Raw genomic sequence first — 17,845 nt, 5'->3', positions numbered from 1 at the left:
CATGGCCGACATGTCGAATGAATTGCAGGTGCCCAGCGGCGAGACTCTGATGAGTGCGCCGGACAAGATGCTGAAGGTGCGCGATGCCTTCGGGATCGACAGCGACATGGAGGTGCCGGCCTTTTCGGAAGCCGACGAACGTGTCCCCGACCTCGACCCCGCCTACGTCTTCGATCCGGACACCACCTTGGCGATCTGCGCCGGCTTCGCCCGCAATCGCCGGGTAATGGTCCAGGGCTATCACGGTACCGGCAAGTCGACTCATATCGAGCAGGTGGCGGCGCGACTGAAGTGGCCGTGCATCCGCATCAACCTCGACGCGCATATCAGCCGGATCGACCTGATCGGGCGCGACGCGATCGTCCTTCGCAACGGCCAGCAGGTCACCGAATTCCGCGAAGGTCTGCTGCCGTGGGCGCTGCAGCATCCGGTGGCGCTGGTGTTCGACGAATATGACGCCGGCCGCCCCGACGTGATGTTCGTGATCCAGCGGGTGCTGGAGGTCGAGGGCAAGCTGACCCTGCTTGACCAGAACCGCGTCATCCGTCCGAACCACTATTTTCGGATGTTCGCGACCACCAACACCATCGGCCTTGGCGACACCACCGGGCTGTATCACGGGACGCAGGCGCTCAATCAGGGCCAGCTCGACCGCTGGAACATCGTCACCACGCTCAATTATCTGCCGGCCGCGACCGAGGCGCAGATCGTGCTGGCCAAGTCGGGTGAGTATGACAAGCCCGACGGGCGCAAGACGGTGGAGCAGATGGTCAAGGTCGCCGACCTCACCCGCTCGGCCTTCATCAACGGCGACATCTCGACCGTGATGAGCCCGCGCACAGTGATCAGCTGGGCGCAGAATGCGCTGATCTTCGGCGATGTCGGCTTCGCCTTCCGCGTCTCGTTCCTCAACAAGTGCGACGAGAGCGAGCGCGGGCTTATCGCGGAAATGTACCAAAGAGTGTTCGGCAAGGACCTGCCGGAAAGCATCGCCGGAAAGGCCTGAGTGGCCGAGACCACCCCTCTCGATCGCTTCCGCGGCGTGCTGGCCGGCACCGCGCGGGCGATCGCGCGCGACCCCGAGGTGGAGGTGGCCTTCGCGTCCGAAGCCGGGGCGCAGGGTGGCCGGGTGGCGCGGGTGGTGTCGCCGGGGCCGGGGCTGGCCCCGCGGCTGGTCGCCGAAGCACGCGGCGCCGCCGATGCGGTGGCGCTGCGCCTGCGCTACCATGATGCCAAATTGCACGGCAGCAACGCCCCCGCCGACTTCGAAGCGCGCGCCGTGTTCGACGCGCTGGAAGGCGCGCGGGTCGAAGCGCTGGGCAGCCGGGCGATGGCGGGGGTGCGCGACAATCTGGCCGAGCTGGCCGAGGCGCGCGTGCGCAGCGACGCCATCACCCGCGCGCGCACCGCCGAGGAAGTGCCGCTGGCAACCGCGCTCGGCCTGCTGGCGCGCGAGCGGCTAACCGGGGCGCCGGCGCCGACCTCCGCGACACGCGGGCTGGAGCTGGTGCGCGAGTGGATCGAGGAGAAGGCGGGGAGCGACCTCGATGCGCTGGCGCTGGCGCTGGACGACCAGTCCGCCTTCGCCGCGCTGGCCCGTAAGCTTTTGGAAGATCTCGACCTCGCCACGGCGGAGGACAAGCCCGAGGAAGATCCGGACGAAGGCGGCGACGACGAGGCGGGGGAAGACCAAGGCGAGGACCAGGACGACGACCAGGACCAGGACGCCGGCGCGCAGGGCGGCGAGATGGAGCAGCGCGCCGAGCAAGACGGCCAGGACGAAGAGCAGGAAGAGTTCGAGGAAGAAGACAGCGACGACGAGGATTCGGAGCCGGGCCAGGAAGGCGACAGCAATGTCGCGGCGCGGCCCAATCGGCGCCAGGGCGAGCCCGAGCTGAGCGGCGACTATCGCCCGTTCACCACCCGCTTCGACGAGGTGGTGGAGGCCTCCGACCTGACCGACGAGGAGGAGTTGAACCGCCTCCGCGCCTATCTTGATACCCAGATGAGCGCGCTGAGCGGGGTGGTGACGCGGCTCGCCAACCGGCTACAGCGGCGGCTGATGGCGCAGCAGGCGCGCTCGTGGGACTTCGACCAGGAGGAAGGGCTGCTCGACGCCGCCCGCCTGGCGCGGGTAATCGTCTCGCCGGGCCATTCGCTGTCCTACAAGATCGAACGCGAAACCGAATTCAAGGATACGGTGGTCAGCCTGCTGATCGACAATAGTGGTTCGATGCGCGGGCGGCCGATCTCGATCGCGGCGATCTGCGCCGACATCCTCGCCCGCACGCTCGAGCGCTGCGGCGTGCAGACCGAGGTGCTGGGATTCACCACCCGCGCGTGGAAGGGCGGGCAGAGCCGCGAGCATTGGCTGACCGAGGGACGCCCGCCCGCGCCGGGCCGCCTCAACGACCTTCGCCATATCGTCTACAAGCGCGCCGACGAGCCCTATCGCCACGCCCGCAAGAACCTCGGGTTGATGATGCGCGAAGGGTTGCTGAAGGAGAATATCGACGGCGAGGCGTTGCTGTGGGCGCACAGCCGGCTGATCGCGCGGCCCGAGGAGCGGCGGATCCTGATGGTGATCAGCGACGGCGCCCCGGTCGACGATTCGACAGCCAGCGCCAATGGCGGCGCCTATCTGGAAAAGCATCTGCGGCAGGTGATTGGCTGGATCGAGACCCGTTCGCCGGTCGAACTGGCGGCGATCGGCATCGGCCACGACGTCACGCGCTATTACGACCGCGCGGTGACTATCATGGATGCCGAGCAGCTGGGCGGCGCGCTGGTCGAGCAGCTGGCGGGTTTGTTCGATCTCGGAAAATGAGGCCCCCCGGATGGGCTCGACGGCGATACGCAACCGACCGTCGAGCCCGCCCTCGATACGCGACGCGAGGGAAAGGGGCGAATGGGCCGACAGGGGGGAAAGACCCATTCGTTGAGTAGCTTATGTACAACTCGCAGTTGAAACTTGCTGAATGGCGCTTGCAGCGAATATTAAGCATGTCGCTGATTTTGGGAGCTTTTCTGCTCTTCGCGAGCGACACGCCCTCGTCGCTGCCAAACCGCACTCCGCGCCCCGCCCGCATTGCGACGCTGCACCTCGAGCCGGTGTCGTTCGAACCTACTGCTGGCGCGAGAATCACCGACGCATGGACGCTCACCTCCGACGACAACCGGATGGCAGGTCTGTCGGCGCTGGCAGTGCTTCCCGATGGCCGCCTCCAAGCTTTGAGCGACAGCGGCGCGCTGGTCACCTTCGCCCGGCCCAGCCGAAGCGCTGATGCGACCGCTCTGGTCGAGGAATTGCCGGGCGGGCCCGGCTACCCGACCTTCAAGAAATATCGTGATTCGGAAGCGATGATTGTCGATCGCGACGGACGCGGGCAGTTTGTTGCGTTCGAGAATCAGCACAGCCTTTGGCGCTACGAAAGCGATGGCCGGGCGACGCGGCTTCCTCTTCGGCTTCCGGCGAAAAGGTGGAAGAGGAATACGGGGATCGAGGCGATGGTCGTCGATCCTGCCGACGGAAACCTGCTGCTGCTCCACGAGGGCGGACGCGAGCTGTTCAGGGTGGGGCGCTCAGCAACGCCAAGTGCCCTGCCGCTGGCCGGGGCGACCGGCGGGATCGCCGATGCGGTGCGGCTGCCCGACGGGCGGATAGTGGTGGCGGTGCGCGAGATCGGGCTGCTCGGTCTCAGCAACAGGCTGGCTTGGCTGGAGCCGACGGCGGGCGGCTACCGCCTGCGCAATTTCGCGACCCTGCCGCTGGGGCCGCTCGACAATATCGAGGGGCTGGCCGCCGAGCCGGTCGCCGGCGGCGGCACCTTGCTGTGGGCGGTCACCGACAATGACGCCTGGCGACGGACCTTGCTGCTGCGGATCGAGCTAGACACGACAAAGGCTCCAGCCGAAGCCGGAGCCTGATTGTCGATTGGGAACGCTGACGGCCGGACGAATGCCCGGCCGACCGGCTCAGGCCGCGGCCTTGGCCTTCTTGGCGAGCTCGCGCTTCAGCTTGCGGGCTTCGGTGCCGAGCTTCTCTTCGCTGGTCTTGGTCAGCCAGTTGTCGAGGCCGCCGACATGCTCGACCGAACGCAGGCCGTGGGTCGAGACGCGCAGCTTGACGCTCTTGCCGAGCTCGTCGCTGATCAGCGTGACATTCTGCAGGTTGGGCAGAAAGGTCCGCTTGGTCTTGTTGTTCGCGTGGGAAACATTGTTGCCCACCTGACGGCCCTTGCCGGTCAGCTCGCACACGCGTGCCATTGGATCTATCCCGTGATTGGTCGAGGGCACACCCGTTGGGAGCACCCGGAAAGCGCCGCCACCTAACGAGTCGCCGGCGATGCGTCAACCGCAACCCCATCGCCGGTGGTGCGTTGCCGAGGCGTAACGAACAGGAGTTTCCACCCAATGCGCGCCGTGATCCTTGTCCTCATGCTGCTGATCGTCGGCGCCATCGCGCTGGTTGCGACCGGCTTCGTCAACGTCAACCAGACTCAGCCGGCGCAGGCCCCCGGGGTTGCCGTCGGCAGCGACGGCGTAGTGGTAAAGGGCGGCCAGAAGCCCGAGTTCGAAGTTCAGACCGGCCGGATCGAGGTCGGCAGCGGCAAGGCCACTATCCCCGTGCCCGAAATTCGCGTCGCGCCGGGAGGCAATGGCAATGCCCCGGCACACCCGCAGCCTCAGCCCGCCCAGCCGGCCCAGCCCGCGGGTCAGCAGCCGGCGACGACCGACTCGACGCAGCAGTAGGAGGGGCGCTAGCGGGAGGCATGGGCTTCCCGCTTCCCCCTCCGATGCGCCGTGCGCTCGACCTTGCCGCCGAAGCGGCAGCGGCGGGCGAAGTGCCGGTCGGCGCGGTGGTGACGCGCGGCGAAGCCATCCTTGCCGAAGGCCGCAACCGGATGCGTGAGGGGAGCGACCCCACCGCCCATGCCGAGATGGTCGCGCTTCGGGCGGCGGCAGCGGCGCTCGGCTCCAGCCGGCTCGACGAATGCAGCCTGTGGGTGAGCCTGGAGCCCTGCGCGATGTGCGCCGGAGCGATCGCGCTGGCGCGGATCAAGGAACTGCGCTTCGCCGCCGAAGACCCCAAGGGCGGCGCGGTCGTCAACGGCCCACGCCTCTTCGGCCAGCCGACGTGCCATCACCGCCCGGACGTGCTCGGCGGGATCGGCGAGGAAGAAGCGGCGGCGCTGCTGCGCGGGTTCTTCGCCGAGCGGCGCTGACACGAAAAAGGGGCCGGCGAATGATTGCCGACCCCTCCATCATTACGGAAGCCAGTGATTACTGACGCAGCGGAACGACCTTGATCTCGACCCGGCGATTGGCCGCACGGTCCGCTTCGTTCGTTTCCGGATTCACCAGCAGCTGCGATTCGCCGAAGCCGCGGGTGGCCATGCGGGCGCGGACCACGCCGCGGCTGGCGAGGTAGCTCGCGACCGAGTCGGCGCGGCGCTCGGACAGGGTCTGGTTGTAGGCGTCCGATCCGCTCGAATCGGTGTGGCCGTAGATGTCGATGTAGCTCTGGTTGTACTGCGCCAGCGTGCTCGCCACCTCGTTCAGGGTCGACTGGAACTGCGGCTGGATGTCGTAACGATTGTAAGCGAAGGTGATCCCGCTCGGCATACGCAAGATGAGGTCGTCGCCCTGGCGGATGACGTCGACGCCGGTACCGGCGGTCTCGCGGCGAAGCTCGGCTTCCTGCTGGTCCATGTAACGGCCGACCGCGGCGCCCGCGAGGCCACCGATGCCCGCGCCGATGATCTGCTCGGTCCTGCTGTTGCGCCCGCCGACGATGTCGCCGAGGAGATAGCCGCCGGCCGCGCCGAGGATGGCGCCGAGGCCGGTTTGGCTGATCCGGCGGTTGCCAGTCTCGGGATTGGTCGTGCAGGCGGTGGTCGTCAGCAGCGATGCGGCGATCACGCCGATCGTCAGTTTCTTGCCCTTGGTCATGTTCAAGGTCGCTCCCTCTTGTTGATACGCAGAATATGCTGGCACGTGAAACCGGTGGCCGCTGTGGAATGTTCCAGCACCACAACGATCCTCGCGCTTGCCGCTCCCCTCCCTTGAAGGCTAGAAGCTGACCCTCCGATGAGCGGCACCCTGCTCCCCTTTCCCTGGCTTGACCTGGTCCTGATCCTTGCGCTGATCGCACTCAACGGCGTGATGTCGATGAGTGAATTGGCAATCGTGTCCGCGCGCGAAGCCCGCCTCAAGGGGCTGGCCAAGGGCGGCAGCGGGGGTGCGCGCATCGCGCTGAAGCTTGCCGCCGACCCCGGCCGGTTCCTGTCGACGGTGCAGATCGGGATCACCTTGATCGGGATCCTGACCGGTGCGCTGTCGGGCTCCCGGCTCGGCACTCCGGTGTCGCAGCGGCTGGAATGGCTCGGCCTCGATGCCGAAACTTCGGTCACGGTCGGGTTCGGGCTGGTGATCGTGCTCACCACCTTCGCTTCGGTGGTGGTCGGCGAACTGGTGCCCAAGCAGTTCGCGCTGCGCACGCCCGAGCCGATCGCGGTGATCATGGCCCGGCCGATGCTGTGGCTTAGCAAGCTGACCGCGCCGTTCGTGTGGGTGCTCGACAAGAGTAGCGCGGGCATCTTCAAGCTGCTCGGCCTCAACCGCGAGAATCGCGACCACGTCACCGCCGAGGAACTCCACCTGGTGGTCGCCGAAGCGCAGACCGCCGGGGTGCTGGAGGAATCGGAGCGGGCGATCATCAGCGGCATCGTCCGCCTGGCCGATCGCCCGGTGCGCGAGGTGATGACCCCGCGCACCGAGGTCGACTGGATCGACATCGACAGTTCGCCCCAGCAGATCCGCGAAGCGCTGGCCGACACCCCGCATAGTCGGCTGCCGGTTGCCAAAGGCTCGATCGAGGCGATCGTCGGGGTGATCCAGACCCGCGACATGCTCGACGCGATGCTGCAGGGCCGGCCGCTCGACCTGCGCGCGCTGACCCGCAAGGCGCCGGTCATTCCCGACGTGATGGACGCAATGGATGCGCTGAGCGTGCTGCGCTCGGCCGAAGTGCCGCTGGCGCTGGTCCACGACGAATATGGCCATCTCGACGGTATCGTCACCCCGGGCTCGATCCTCGCCGCGCTGGCCGGTGCGTTCGCGAGCGACGTCGAGGACGACGACCCGCCTTTGATCGAGCGCGAGGACGGCAGCTGGCTCATCAGCGGCTCGGCCACCGCCGATTGCCTCGAGGACCGGCTAGGAATCAACCTGTCGATTGAACGCGATTTCTCGACCGTTGCGGGGTTCGCGCTGGCGGTGCTCAAGCACCTGCCCGAGACCGGCGAAGTGTTCGATCATGACGGCTGGCGGTTCGAGATCATCGACCTCGACGGGCGCAAGATCGACAAGCTGCTGGTCAGCCGCAAGCCGCGCCGGGAAAAGGCCGCCGAGTAGGTCGACGCACCGCCCGGACTTGATCGGCCGGCGTGTCTTTCTTACCTTTGGTCGACCAATTAAAAGCAGGCGGATCCCGGGTCAGGCCCGGGACGACGGAGCCTGACGCCCTCCGCAGCTATACTTTCGCGCCGCCCCCGGCTAATGGCGCGCCCAAACATCAATCAATCAATCTCAAAGGATTTGCATGGCCAAGGAAGAACTTCTCGAGATGCGTGGGCGGGTGGTCGAACTGCTGCCCAATGCGATGTTCCGCGTCGAACTCGAGAATGGCCACGAAATCCTGGGGCACACCGCCGGCAAGATGCGCAAGAACCGCATCCGCGTGCTGACCGGCGACGAAGTGCTGGTCGAACTGACCCCCTACGACCTGACCAAGGGGCGAATCACCTACCGCTTCATGCCGGGCCGCGCCGGGCCTCCGGGCTACAACGGCTAAGGCGCACCCCATGCGCCTGGTCCTCGCCTCGGCGAGCCCGCGCCGGGTCGACCTGCTTGCCCGCATCGGGGTGACGCCGGACGCGATCCGCCCCGCCGACATCGACGAGGAACCCACCAAGGGAGAGTTGCCGCGTCCGCACGCGCTGCGACTGGCGAGCGAAAAGGCGGCCGCGGTCGCCGCGCTGGAGCCCGACGCGCTGGTGCTGGCCGCTGACACGGTGGTTGCGGTCGGGCGCCGGATCCTGCCCAAGGTCGAGGACGAGGCGACCTTGCGCGAATGCATGGCGCTGCTGTCTGGCCGCCGCCACACCGTGCTGACCGGGGTCGCGCTGGCCGCTCCCGGGCACAAGCTGCGCACGCGGCTGGTCGAGACGGTGATCGCGATGAAGAATTTGTCAGCCCAAGAGGTCGACTATTATGCCGGCCATGGCGAGTGGCGCGGCAAGGCCGGCGGCTATGCGCTGCAGGGCTATGGCGAGGTCTATGTCCGATTCTTGGCGGGCAGCTGGTCCAACGTCGTCGGCTTGCCGCTGGCCGAGACGCGGCACCTGTTGAAGGCGGTTGGTTATCCGCTTGCCTGAGTGGCCCCGTGACTGACTGGCTCGCCGAGCACGGCATCGGCGAGCAGCGTTTCGTGCGCATCGCGAACGGCGAGATCACCGACGCCTGCATCCATCTCGAGGGCACGCCCTCGGCGGGTGAGATCCGCCAGGCCCGGATCAAGGCGGTGCGGCCGCAGGCGCTGGCCAGCGACGGCTCGTTCGAATTCCTCCTTCCGGGTGGTGCCGGCGGTCTGCACGAAGGAGCGACTGCCTCGATCGAGGTCACGCGCGAGCCCATCCCAGGCGCCGAGCCATGGAAGCGGCCGCTGGCCCGGGTGGTCGAAGCCGGCACGACCGGCAAGGCGCCCAAAGCCAAGCCGATCCCCTTTCCCGCGCCCGATGATGACCTGGAACGCGCGGGCTGGTCCGACCTGCTGGAGGAAGCCCGTAGCGGCCTGATCAACTTTCCGGGCGGGACGCTGCGGGTATCGGTCACCCCGGCGATGACGCTGATCGATGTCGATGGGGTCGGCCGTCCCGACGACCTTGCCCAGGCCGCGGCCAGGGCGGCGGCGGCCGCGATCCGGCGGCATGCGATCGGCGGATCGATCGGGATCGACTTTCCAACCGTCCAGGGACGCGAGATCCGGCAGCGGCTGGGCGAGATCGTCGATGCGGGGCTGGAGAAGCCGTTCGAGCGGACCGCGGTGAACGGCTTCGGCTTCCTTCAGATCGTCCGTCCGCGCCGCTTCCCGAGCCTGTTCGAGCTTGCCACCGACCGGCCGGGCTTTGAAGCACGCGCGCTGCTTCGGCGAGCGGCGCGGCTGGTCGGGTCGGTCCGGATCGCCTGTCACCCGGCGGTCGCCGCCGCGTTTCGGCCCGATTGGCTGGAGCAGCTCGGCCGGCAGGTCGGCGGCAGCGTCACCTTGCGCGATGACGCCGCCCTCGCCATCTCCGGCGGCCATGCCAGCCAAGCTTAAACCCTGCCCCCTGTGCGCCAAGCCGGCGACGGTCGATCACGCCCCCTTCTGCAGCCGCGGCTGCAAGGATCGCGACCTGCTGCAATGGCTTGGCGAAGGCTATCGCATTCCGGGTCCGCCGGCCGATCCCGGGCTGGACAGCGACGAAGGCGCCCGTTAGGGAGCCGCTCGCACGGCCTTCGGGCCTGCCCGCGAGTGTCGTGGGCCCAGATAGCTCAGTTGGTAGAGCATGCGACTGAAAATCGCAGTGTCGCTGGTTCGATCCCGGCTCTGGGCACCACTCGCCTCCCCTTCTTATCCCTGATCAGGCTTCGACGAGGACGCCCTCGTCCACGTCCTGCTCCGTCTCGGCGCCGACGCCCTCCTCCAGCGCCATTTCGGCGGCCGCCATCTCCTCGGCATCGGACGGCAGGATGCCGAACCGCGCAGCGACGTCGGGGGCGAAGCGGAGGAGGTCGGGACGAAGTTTGATGATCGAGACGTCCTTGGCCTTGCCCTCCATCATCACGTCGAATTCGAGGCCCTCCATGGTCCGCATGAAGGTCGCAAATTCGAACGGGTTGGTGAAGTCGCTGTGCCCGGTCCAGATCGGCGGCAGGAGTACGGTCTTGACCCGGGCGGTGGCCTTGACCGGGGCGCGGGTCAGTTCCCTCGACCTTAACGTCTTGCCCGCCATCGCCGCCTCGCGCTGCTTGGGGGTGATCTTTCGCTTCACTTCGCGCAGTTCAGTGCGGGGCGAGGAGAAGTGCATCTTGGGGCGCACGCCGTCGGGCCAGGTGGCGAGGAATTTTTCGAACGTGGCGCGCATGTCGAGCCGTTCGGGGTTGAGGCACCAGAAATGCTGATAGTCGAACACGCAGCGGACGCCGCAGCGCTCGGTAATCCACAGCACATCGGCGGCGGAAAAGCGGATGTCGTCATTCTCGAGCACCAGCCGGCGCTGCACATGCTCGGGGCATTGGGCATAACCGTCGAGCCAGCGAGCCCGCGCCGCCTCGCGGTCGTCATAGACCCCGCCGACATGCGTCACCAGAACCGCCTCGGGACCACAGCCCATCCGGTCGAGCATTTCGGCCTGGCTGGCGAGGTCCCAGATCGACTTGCGGGTCAGCTCGGGATTGGGGCTGTTGAGCAGCACATATTGCGAGGGGTGGAAGGAAAGGCGAATGTCGAGCTCGCGCGCCTTCCTGCCGAAAGCGGCGAGCTCGGCGTCGCTTTCCTCCACCATCTTGTGGAATTGCGGCATGTCGGGATGGGTCGCGTAGGGGGCGATGTCCGAGCTCAAGCGGTACATGTCGATCTCGACCTTCTTGAGATAGTCGAGGACGTGGTCGAGATGCTCGAGGCTGCACTTGAGATGCGGGTCCTTCTGCCAGCGGCGGGTGTCGCTCGACTTGAGGCCGGGGACGCCCATCACCTTGACCGGGAAGCCGAGGCGGAGGGGACGAGTGGGGTCGGTGGTCAAGCGATCTGCTCCTCGGGAAAGCCAAGTTCCGCAACGAAGCGGTTCCAGTCGGGGATCCGCAGCGCCCCGCCGCTCGCGGCCTTGTGGCCGCTGCCGTATTCGGTGCCGACGCCATCCGGGCGGCGGTCGGCGAAGAAGCGGATGAGATCGTGCCCGGCGCCGGTGCGGGCGGCGAAGTGGACCCAGCCGGGGCGGTAGGCCTTGTTGGCGGCGATCACGACCTTGTCGCGCAGCCGGGTGCGCCATTGCTGGGCGATCAGCGGGTGGACCTGGCAGGGCGAATCGAGTGGGATCAGCGCCACCTCCCCGCGAACCTTGGGCGCGACCCGGCGGGCGACCTCCATCGCGGCCTTTACCTCTTCCTTGGCGGCGAGCAGCAAACCGGTTTCGGGGTGGGCGCCCGACAGCAGTTCCTTGGGGCTGTCGCACTTCATCAGCAGCGACAGCGCAGGGCTGGCGTCGGCCGAGGCGGTGCGACGCGGCGCGTTGACCAGGCTGACCGCGTTGCGCAGCGCGGTCTTGCCGTAGCGCGCCTGGGCCGCGGCCATCTCCGCAAAGCCCTTGTCCTCGGCCATGTCGCCGATCAGGCCCATGGCCGCCAGCCACAGCAAATCGTCGGGGCTGCCTAAGGTCCAGAAGGCGAGCAGCGCGGAGGTAGGCTCGGGATCGTCACCATTGCCGCTCAGCACCAGCGCGTCGCCTGGCGTTCCGGTCGGCACGTGATGGTCGAGCAGACAGGTCGGCGTGCCCGGCAGGATCTCGCCTTCGCGCACGCCGAGGTCGGTGGCGATGATCGCCGGCGGGCGGCGCTGCTCCAGTTCGGCGCGCACCGCGTCGGTCCACGGCGTCTCGCCCTTGCCGACCAGCCGCACCTCGGAGCCCCGAATCGAGCGCGCGAGGATCGCCACGGCGGACAGCCCGTCGGCGTCGAAATGGCCGAGGATCAGGGGTGGGCCCGGCACGCCGTCCAGCCACTGCCGGAAGCGTTCTCGGGTCGGCTGGGGGCCTTGCGTCATGAAGAGGGAACGAGTCGGGCCGCGGTCGGCTCCGTCCGCTGGACCCTTGGCCGTATACCCCTGCCCTACGCTCGTCGAAGCGTTGCTTGACGCCGTCAGACCGCCGCCGCACCGTCCATTCAACTCGTCACCGGAGACCGTGTCTTGCTTCAGCCCACCCGCCTGCTCGCCGCCCTTCTGCTCGCCGGAACTGCCCTCCCCTCGCTGCCTGCCGCGGCCCAGACCGCCGCCGCCATTCCGCAGCTCAACTATACCGAGCGCAAACTGGCCAACGGCCTCAGGGTCTATGCGCTGCGCGACACGGCCAGCCCGAACGTGTCGGTCCAGGTGTGGTACGATGTCGGCTCCAAGGACGATCCGCGCGGGCGGTCAGGCTTCGCGCACCTGTTCGAGCATCTGATGTTCAAGGCCACCCGCAACATGGTGCCCGAACAGATGGACCGGATGACCGAGGACGTCGGCGGGTTCAACAACGCCAGCACCGCGGACGATTATACCAATTATTACGAGACGGTGCCGGCCAATCACCTCCAGCGGCTGCTGTGGGCCGAGGCCGACCGGATGGGCAGCCTGGTGGTCGACGACGCCAACTTCAAACCCGAACGCGACGTGGTGAAGGAGGAGCTGCGGACCGGCCTGGCGCGGCCCTATGGCAAGCTGTTCCAGCATTATATTCCGATGACCAGCTACCAGCGGCACCCCTATGCCCGGCCAGGCATCGGCAGCATCGAGGAGCTGGACGCCGCGACCATCGACGACGTCCGCGCCTTTCACGCGACCTATTATCGGCCCGACAATGCGGTGCTGGTGGTCAGCGGCAATTTCGATCCCGCCGACCTCAACCGCTGGGTCGACAGCTATTTCGCGCCGATCAAGCGTCCGGCCGGGGCGATTCCGCGCGTGACCATGGTCGAGCCGGCCCGCACCGCCGCGCGCAGCTACACGGTGACCGAGCCCAACACCCCGCTTCCGGCGCTGGTGATGAGCTTCCTTCTGCCGCCCGCCAAATCGCCCGACATGCCCGCGGTGGAACTGCTGCAGGCAGTGCTCGCGAGCGGCGAGAGCAGCCGCCTCAACAAGGCGCTGATCCGCACCCGCCTGGCGACCGATGCGGCGGTCTATATCGACGACAAGCAGGGCACCGGCCTGTTCGCTCCCTATGCGATCCTGGCGGGCGGCAAGGCCGTGCCCGAGGTCGAGACCGCGCTGCGGGCCGAGCTGTCGCGGATGGCGCGCGAGCCGGTCACCGCTGCCGAGCTGACCGAAGCGCGCAACGAGCTTCTGACCAGCGCGCTCAAGGAACGCGAGACGGTCGAGGGCAAGGGCGACCTCCTCGCCACCGGGGTGATCATCGAGGGCGATCCCCGCGCCGCCGACAAGCGCCTCGCCGCGCTGGCGCGGGTCACTCCCGCCGACGTCCAGCGGGTGGCGAAGAAGTATCTCGACCTCAATACCGCGGTCACCATCCGCTACCTGCCCGCCGCGAGCGGCGCGACGGCGAGCAGCGGCGACAGGATCGCTCTGGCCCCGAGCGTGGTGACCACCCCGCTCTCCGCCCCGGCCGGGATCAAGATCGTCCAGCCCGCCAGCGAGGCCGAGCGGATCCGCCCGCCCGAGCCCGCCGCACCGGTCGCGGTCAACGTGCCGCAGCCGGTCACCGCGCGGCTGGCCAACGGGCTGACCGTGATCACCGTGCCGCGCACCAACCTGCCGCTGGTCAGCGCCAGCCTGATTGCGCTGGGCGGAAGCACTGCCGATCCCGAAGGCAAGGCCGGGCTCAACCGGCTTGCCGCTAACCTGTTGACCAAGGGCACCGCGACCCGCAGCGCGGAGCAGATCGCCGCGGCGGTCGAGGCGCTGGGCGCAGGGCTCGGCGCTGGGGCCACCAACGAGGGCCTGGACCTCAGCCTGACGGTGCGCAGCGCCAACCTGCCCGCGGCACTGGGCATCATGGCCGACGTCGCAGCCAACGCCGCCTTTGCCCCCGATGAAGTCGAGCGGGCGCGCGGCCAGGCGATCGACGAAGCCGCGCTGGCGCTGCAGGACCCGGGCGCGCTGTCGCGGCTGGCCGCCGGCCGCGCGATCTTCGGCAATGGCGCCTACGGCTCGCCCGCCGGGGGCACGCCCGAATCGCTGAAGGCGATCGCCCGGCCCGACGTGGTGGCCGCGGCCGCCCAGTCGCTTCGCCCCGACAAGAGCGTGCTGGTGCTGAGCGGCGACCTGTCCCCGTCGCAGGCGAAGCAGTTGGCCCAGCAGGCGTTCGGATCGTGGCGCGCGGCGAGCCCGCTGACGGCCGCGGCGACGCGCCCGGCGGTGGGCGAGGCGCCGCTCAAGGGCAAGGTGATCGTGATCGACATGCCGGGATCGAGCCAGGCGGCGGTGGCGGTGGCCAAGGAGACCATCCCCCGTGCCGATCCGCGTTACTATCAGGCGATGATCGCCAATGCGGTGCTCGGCGGAGGCTATAGCGCGCGTCTGAACCGCGAAATCCGGATCAAGCGCGGGCTGTCCTACGGTGCCAACAGCGGGCTGTCAGCGGGCCGCCGGGCCGGCGCGGTGGTCGCCGCGGTGCAGACCAAGAATGCCTCGGCCCCCGAGGTGCTGGGGATCATCCTCGACGAGATGAAGCGGCTCGGCGCGGAGCCGATCCCGGCGGCCGAGATGGGCACTCGCCAGGCGTTCATCACCGGCGGGTTCGGGCGCCAGCTGGAGACGGTCGAGGGGCTGGGCGACATCGTCGCGGGCTATGTCCAGAACGGCGTCGATCCGGCCGAGATCGGGCGGTACATGACCTCGGTCCGGGCGGTCACGCCCGAGCAGGCCGGGGAAGCGGCGCGCGGACTGCTGGCGCCGGCCGGCACCACCACGGTGATCGTCGGCGACGCCAAGCTATTCACCGACGCCCTGCGCAAGCGATTCGGCGAGGTAACGGTGATCCCGCTGCCGCAGCTGTCGCTCGACCAGCCGGGACTTCGCTAAGGCCGGACGCAACCTGAGGGCCGGCTCGGGGTTTGATCATGCGAGTTTCATAGAAGGACGGAAAACCGCATGATCACCCGCACCGCCACCGCGCGATACGAAGGCATGGGCAAGACCGGCAAGGGGTGGATCTCCACCCAGTCTGGCGTGCTCCAGGACAGCCGCTACGGCTTCAACACCCGCTTCGAGGGCGAGCCCGGGACCAATCCCGAGGAGCTGATCGCCGCCGCCCACTCCAGTTGCTTCACCATGGCGCTGAGCTTCGCGCTCGCCGGCGCCGGGCACAACGAAGGCACGCTGGAGACCGAGGCGAGGGTCAAGCTCGATCAGGATGGCGCCGGGTTCAAAATCAGCCGTTCGGACCTCCGCCTCAACGCCAGTGTGCCCGGGATCGAGGAAGCCGAACTGCGGCGGCTGGCCGAGGAGGCCAAGCAGAATTGCCCCATTTCCAAGCTGCTGAACGCTGAGATGACGCTGGACGTCACGATCGGCTGAGGCGGTTGCGCCGGCCGGAATAGCTGTGCATGGCCTTGCCTCATGGCAGGGCCTGCACATAACAGCGAGCGCACCGCGGGCCTCCTTCTCATGGGGGCGGCGGCGCTTGCGCTGCTGATCGCCAACAGCCCGCTCGGTCCGTCCTACCATGCGCTGCTCGAGACCTACGTCGGCCCGCTGACGGTCCACTATTGGATCGCCGACGCGCTGATGGCCTTGTTCTTCCTGCTGGTCGGGCTGGAGGTGAAGCGCGAATGGTATGACGGCGAGCTCGCAACGAGCGAAGCGCGCCGCCTGCCGATGGTCGCGGCGGCGTTCGGGATGGCGGTCCCGGCGCTGGTCTACAAGCTCGTCACCGGTTTCGATCCAGCGCTGTCCTCGGGCTGGGCGATCCCGGCCGCGACCGACATCGCCTTTGCCTTGGGCCTGCTGGCGCTGCTTGGGCCGCGCGTCCCGGCCAGCATCAAGGTGCTGCTGGTGACGATCGCGATCATCGACGACATCGGCGCGGTCGCGATCATCGCGGTCTTCTACACCGCCGAGATCAGCATGGCCGCACTGGCGGTCAGCGCGCTGCTGGTCGGCCTGATGGCGGCGCTCAACATGTTCGGCGTGCGCAGGCTGTGGCCCTACCTGCTGGTGTTTCCCTTCCTGTGGCTGGCGGTGTTCCAGTCGGGCATCCACGCCACCATCGCCGGGGTGATCGCCGCGCTGACCATTCCACTCGGCCGGGGCGAGGCGGTCTCGCCGCTCAAGAAACTGGAGCACAAGCTGCACCCGCTGGTGATGTTCGGGATCGTGCCCGTCTTCGGACTGGCAAGTGCCGGCGTCACCATCGATGGTTTGGACGAAGTCTTTCTGCCGCTTCCGCTGGGGATCGCGGCGGGGCTGTTCATCGGCAAGCAGCTGGGCGTCTTCGGCGCGATCTGGGCCGCCGACCGGATCGGCCTCGCCCGCAAGCCCGAGGTGCTGCGCTGGACCCACATCTATGGCGCCGCGCTGCTGTGCGGGGTCGGCTTCACCATGAGCCTGTTCATCGGCGAGCTCGCCTTTGCCGACCGCGTGCTGATCGACGAGGCCAAGATCGGCACGCTGCTGGGATCGGTCCTGTCGGGCATCGCCGGCTATATCGTCCTTGCGCTGGCCAAGCCGATCGGCGAGTCCGAGCGTGACCGTGACGAAGCCGCCGAGATTTTCGGCGAGGATGCCGACGAGGACCCGACCGTATGCAACGACCCCTACGCGCCGCCACTCTTGCCGCCTCGCTGAGCCTGGCGGCCTGCGCCACCGCCCCCGGCGCGGGCGATAGCCTGTCCGCCCTGGCCCGCGATTATGTTGTGCTGCAGATGGCGATCGGCGAGAAGGAGGAAGGCTATATCGACGCTTTTACCGGTGAGCCGGCACTCAAGACCGAGGGCCAGGCGCTGGCTGCGCGGAGCGATCTTCCGGCCCTCGCCACCCGCGTCGCCCAGCTGCGCAGCCGGGTTCAGGCGCTGAGCGCCGAAGAGCCCCGCCGCGCCGCCTTTCTTTCCGCCCAGCTGACCGCCGCGGCCACCCGTCTGCGCATGCTGCAGGGCGAGAAGCTGTCGTTCGCCGACGAGGCGCAGGGCCTGTTCGGGGTGCGGCCCGAGATCAAGCCGCTCGCCAGCTACGATCCGGTCCTGGCCAGGATCGAGGCGCTGGTCCCGGGCCAGGGCACGCTCGCCGACCGGGTCGAGGCCTATCAGAACCGCTTCACCATCAGCCGCGACAAGCTGGAGCCGGTGTTCCGCAATGCCATCGCCGCCTGCCGCACCGCGTCAAGCCAGCACATCACCCTGCCCTCGACCGAGCAGTTCGACCTCGCTTTCGTCACCGGCAAGAGCTGGTCGGGGTATAATTACTACCAGGGCAATTACCGCAGCCGGATCGAGATCAACACCGACCTACCGATCCGCCTCAGCCGGGCGATCGATCTTGGCTGCCACGAGGGCTATCCCGGCCACCACGTGCTGAACGTGCTGCAGGAAGAGAAGCTCGCCAAGGGCAAGGGCTGGGCGGAGTTCACCGTTCAGCCGCTGTTTTCGCCGCAGTCGATTATCTCCGAAGGGTCGGCCAATTTCGGCATCGACCTGGCTTTCCCGGGTCAGCGCAAGGCGCGTTACGAGGCCGCAGTGCTGGCTCCATTGGCCGGGCTCGATGGGTCGGAGGTCGGGCGCTACGACCAGCTGCTCGATGCCCTGCGCGATCTCGGCACCGCCCGCAACACCATCTCCCAGCAGTTCCTGGACGGGCAGATCGACGAGGCGGAAGCGGTCCGGCTGACCCAGAAATACAGCCTGGTCGGCGAAGCGCGCGCCAAGCAGTCGGTCAGCTTCACCAAGCAATATCGCTCCTACGTCATCAACTACACCATCGGCCGCGACATGGTGGCGCGCGACGTCGACCGATTCTCCGACGACAAGGCGCGCTGGCAACGGATGGAGCAACTGCTGAGCGAGCCGACGCTGCCCAGCGACCTCAAGGGCTGAA

At 68.0% G+C, this 17,845-nt stretch carries 18 protein-coding genes and 1 tRNA gene; 15 read left to right on the top strand and 4 right to left on the bottom strand.

Annotated elements, in window-relative coordinates:
- Nucleotide 1 precedes the first annotated feature (1 nt).
- The 3 genes from cobS to M1K48_RS10795 all read left to right on the top strand — a co-directional run bounded on the left by cobS (nt 2) and on the right by M1K48_RS10795 (nt 3,927).
- Nucleotides 2-1,006 carry a cobaltochelatase subunit CobS gene (gene cobS / locus M1K48_RS10805; protein ID WP_249455134.1) on the top strand — a complete coding sequence of 335 codons (1,005 nt, stop codon included), beginning with the start codon at nt 2-4 and terminating at the stop codon, nt 1,004-1,006.
- On the top strand, nt 1,007-2,827 hold the full coding sequence (gene cobT, locus M1K48_RS10800; RefSeq protein ID WP_249455132.1) for a cobaltochelatase subunit CobT: 1,821 nt from the start codon (nt 1,007-1,009) through the stop codon (nt 2,825-2,827).
- A gap of 176 nt (nt 2,828-3,003) precedes the next feature.
- A complete protein-coding gene (locus tag M1K48_RS10795) occupies nt 3,004-3,927 on the top strand; it encodes an esterase-like activity of phytase family protein (protein WP_249455131.1) in 924 nt (307 codons plus the stop codon).
- Between the two features lie 48 nt (nt 3,928-3,975).
- Here the strand turns inward: M1K48_RS10795 and rpmB are convergent, their stop codons facing one another.
- Nucleotides 3,976-4,266 (bottom strand): 50S ribosomal protein L28, encoded by a 291-nt coding sequence (gene rpmB, locus M1K48_RS10790; protein ID WP_249455130.1) that lies wholly within the window; start codon nt 4,264-4,266, stop codon nt 3,976-3,978.
- Between the two features lie 147 nt (nt 4,267-4,413).
- Between rpmB and M1K48_RS10785 the strand changes: the two genes are divergently transcribed.
- Complete coding sequence (locus M1K48_RS10785) at nt 4,414-4,752, top strand: hypothetical protein (RefSeq protein ID WP_249455129.1); 339 nt, start codon at nt 4,414-4,416, stop codon at nt 4,750-4,752.
- Between the two features lie 20 nt (nt 4,753-4,772).
- Nucleotides 4,773-5,225 (top strand): nucleoside deaminase, encoded by a 453-nt coding sequence (locus tag M1K48_RS10780; RefSeq protein WP_249455128.1) that lies wholly within the window; start codon nt 4,773-4,775, stop codon nt 5,223-5,225.
- Between the two features lie 58 nt (nt 5,226-5,283).
- On the opposite strand, the gene M1K48_RS10775 is transcribed toward M1K48_RS10780, so the two are convergent.
- Entirely contained in the window at nt 5,284-5,952 is a 669-nt protein-coding gene (locus tag M1K48_RS10775; protein ID WP_249505237.1) for an OmpA family protein, read from the bottom strand.
- 138 nt (nt 5,953-6,090) lie between these two features.
- Here M1K48_RS10775 and M1K48_RS10770 point away from each other — a divergent pair, with 138 nt between their 5' ends.
- From M1K48_RS10770 to M1K48_RS10745, 6 genes are all read left to right on the top strand, one after another.
- Nucleotides 6,091-7,416 carry a hemolysin family protein gene (locus tag M1K48_RS10770; protein WP_249455127.1) on the top strand — a complete coding sequence of 442 codons (1,326 nt, stop codon included), beginning with the start codon at nt 6,091-6,093 and terminating at the stop codon, nt 7,414-7,416.
- A 187-nt stretch (nt 7,417-7,603) separates the two neighbouring features.
- Nucleotides 7,604-7,855: a translation initiation factor IF-1 gene (infA, locus tag M1K48_RS10765; RefSeq protein WP_114227326.1), complete on the top strand. Its 252-nt coding sequence runs from the start codon at nt 7,604-7,606 to the stop codon at nt 7,853-7,855.
- Nucleotides 7,856-7,865: 10 nt separating this feature from the next.
- Nucleotides 7,866-8,438 carry a Maf family protein gene (locus tag M1K48_RS10760; RefSeq protein WP_249455125.1) on the top strand — a complete coding sequence of 191 codons (573 nt, stop codon included), beginning with the start codon at nt 7,866-7,868 and terminating at the stop codon, nt 8,436-8,438.
- Nucleotides 8,439-8,446: 8 nt separating this feature from the next.
- Nucleotides 8,447-9,379 carry a ribonuclease gene (locus tag M1K48_RS10755; RefSeq protein ID WP_249455123.1) on the top strand — a complete coding sequence of 311 codons (933 nt, stop codon included), beginning with the start codon at nt 8,447-8,449 and terminating at the stop codon, nt 9,377-9,379.
- Entirely contained in the window at nt 9,363-9,539 is a 177-nt protein-coding gene (locus M1K48_RS10750; RefSeq protein WP_249455122.1) for a DNA gyrase inhibitor YacG, read from the top strand. The genes M1K48_RS10755 and M1K48_RS10750 overlap by 17 nt, the downstream gene beginning before the upstream one ends.
- A gap of 44 nt (nt 9,540-9,583) precedes the next feature.
- Nucleotides 9,584-9,659, top strand: a tRNA-Phe gene (locus M1K48_RS10745).
- A 24-nt stretch (nt 9,660-9,683) separates the two neighbouring features.
- Here the strand turns inward: M1K48_RS10745 and uvsE are convergent.
- The gene (uvsE, locus tag M1K48_RS10740) at nt 9,684-10,844 is read right to left on the bottom strand and encodes a UV DNA damage repair endonuclease UvsE (RefSeq protein ID WP_249455121.1); all 1,161 of its coding nucleotides are present in this window, start codon (nt 10,842-10,844) and stop codon (nt 9,684-9,686) included.
- Entirely contained in the window at nt 10,841-11,860 is a 1,020-nt protein-coding gene (locus tag M1K48_RS10735; RefSeq protein WP_249455119.1) for a phosphoesterase, read from the bottom strand. The genes uvsE and M1K48_RS10735 overlap by 4 nt, the downstream gene beginning before the upstream one ends.
- A gap of 144 nt (nt 11,861-12,004) precedes the next feature.
- On the opposite strand from M1K48_RS10735, the gene M1K48_RS10730 reads away from it, so the two are divergent.
- The 4 genes from M1K48_RS10730 (at nt 12,005) to M1K48_RS10715 (ending at nt 17,844) form a co-directional block, all read left to right on the top strand.
- Nucleotides 12,005-14,839, top strand: coding sequence for a M16 family metallopeptidase (locus M1K48_RS10730; RefSeq protein WP_249455117.1), 2,835 nt, complete (start codon nt 12,005-12,007; stop codon nt 14,837-14,839).
- 69 nt (nt 14,840-14,908) lie between these two features.
- On the top strand, nt 14,909-15,334 hold the full coding sequence (locus tag M1K48_RS10725; RefSeq protein WP_249455116.1) for an OsmC family protein: 426 nt from the start codon (nt 14,909-14,911) through the stop codon (nt 15,332-15,334).
- Between the two features lie 42 nt (nt 15,335-15,376).
- The gene (gene nhaA, locus M1K48_RS10720) at nt 15,377-16,603 is read left to right on the top strand and encodes a Na+/H+ antiporter NhaA (RefSeq protein WP_249455114.1); all 1,227 of its coding nucleotides are present in this window, start codon (nt 15,377-15,379) and stop codon (nt 16,601-16,603) included.
- A complete protein-coding gene (locus M1K48_RS10715; RefSeq protein WP_249455112.1) occupies nt 16,561-17,844 on the top strand; it encodes a hypothetical protein in 1,284 nt (427 codons plus the stop codon). Before nhaA ends, M1K48_RS10715 begins: the two co-directional genes overlap by 43 nt.
- Nucleotide 17,845 lies beyond the last annotated feature (1 nt).

The sequence above is a fragment of the Sphingomonas glaciei genome (assembly GCF_023380025.1).
GTDB lineage: Bacteria > Pseudomonadota > Alphaproteobacteria > Sphingomonadales > Sphingomonadaceae > Sphingomicrobium > Sphingomicrobium glaciei.
Note: the sequence above shows the minus strand (reverse complement) of the source record. Positions and strands in the feature narration are given on the sequence as shown.

Coding starts and splice junctions, on each gene's coding strand:
- cobS (WP_249455134.1), top strand. CDS start 2: ATGGCCGACATGTCGAATGAATTGCAGGTGCCCAGCGGCGAGACTCTG.
- M1K48_RS10795 (WP_249455131.1), top strand. CDS start 3,004: ATGTCGCTGATTTTGGGAGCTTTTCTGCTCTTCGCGAGCGACACGCCC.
- rpmB (WP_249455130.1), bottom strand. CDS start 4,266: ATGGCACGCGTGTGCGAGCTGACCGGCAAGGGCCGTCAGGTGGGCAAC.
- M1K48_RS10785 (WP_249455129.1), top strand. CDS start 4,414: ATGCGCGCCGTGATCCTTGTCCTCATGCTGCTGATCGTCGGCGCCATC.
- M1K48_RS10780 (WP_249455128.1), top strand. CDS start 4,773: ATGGGCTTCCCGCTTCCCCCTCCGATGCGCCGTGCGCTCGACCTTGCC.
- M1K48_RS10775 (WP_249505237.1), bottom strand. CDS start 5,952: ATGACCAAGGGCAAGAAACTGACGATCGGCGTGATCGCCGCATCGCTG.
- M1K48_RS10770 (WP_249455127.1), top strand. CDS start 6,091: ATGAGCGGCACCCTGCTCCCCTTTCCCTGGCTTGACCTGGTCCTGATC.
- infA (WP_114227326.1), top strand. CDS start 7,604: ATGGCCAAGGAAGAACTTCTCGAGATGCGTGGGCGGGTGGTCGAACTG.
- M1K48_RS10760 (WP_249455125.1), top strand. CDS start 7,866: ATGCGCCTGGTCCTCGCCTCGGCGAGCCCGCGCCGGGTCGACCTGCTT.
- M1K48_RS10750 (WP_249455122.1), top strand. CDS start 9,363: ATGCCAGCCAAGCTTAAACCCTGCCCCCTGTGCGCCAAGCCGGCGACG.
- M1K48_RS10735 (WP_249455119.1), bottom strand. CDS start 11,860: ATGACGCAAGGCCCCCAGCCGACCCGAGAACGCTTCCGGCAGTGGCTG.
- M1K48_RS10725 (WP_249455116.1), top strand. CDS start 14,909: ATGATCACCCGCACCGCCACCGCGCGATACGAAGGCATGGGCAAGACC.
- nhaA (WP_249455114.1), top strand. CDS start 15,377: ATGGCAGGGCCTGCACATAACAGCGAGCGCACCGCGGGCCTCCTTCTC.
- M1K48_RS10715 (WP_249455112.1), top strand. CDS start 16,561: ATGCAACGACCCCTACGCGCCGCCACTCTTGCCGCCTCGCTGAGCCTG.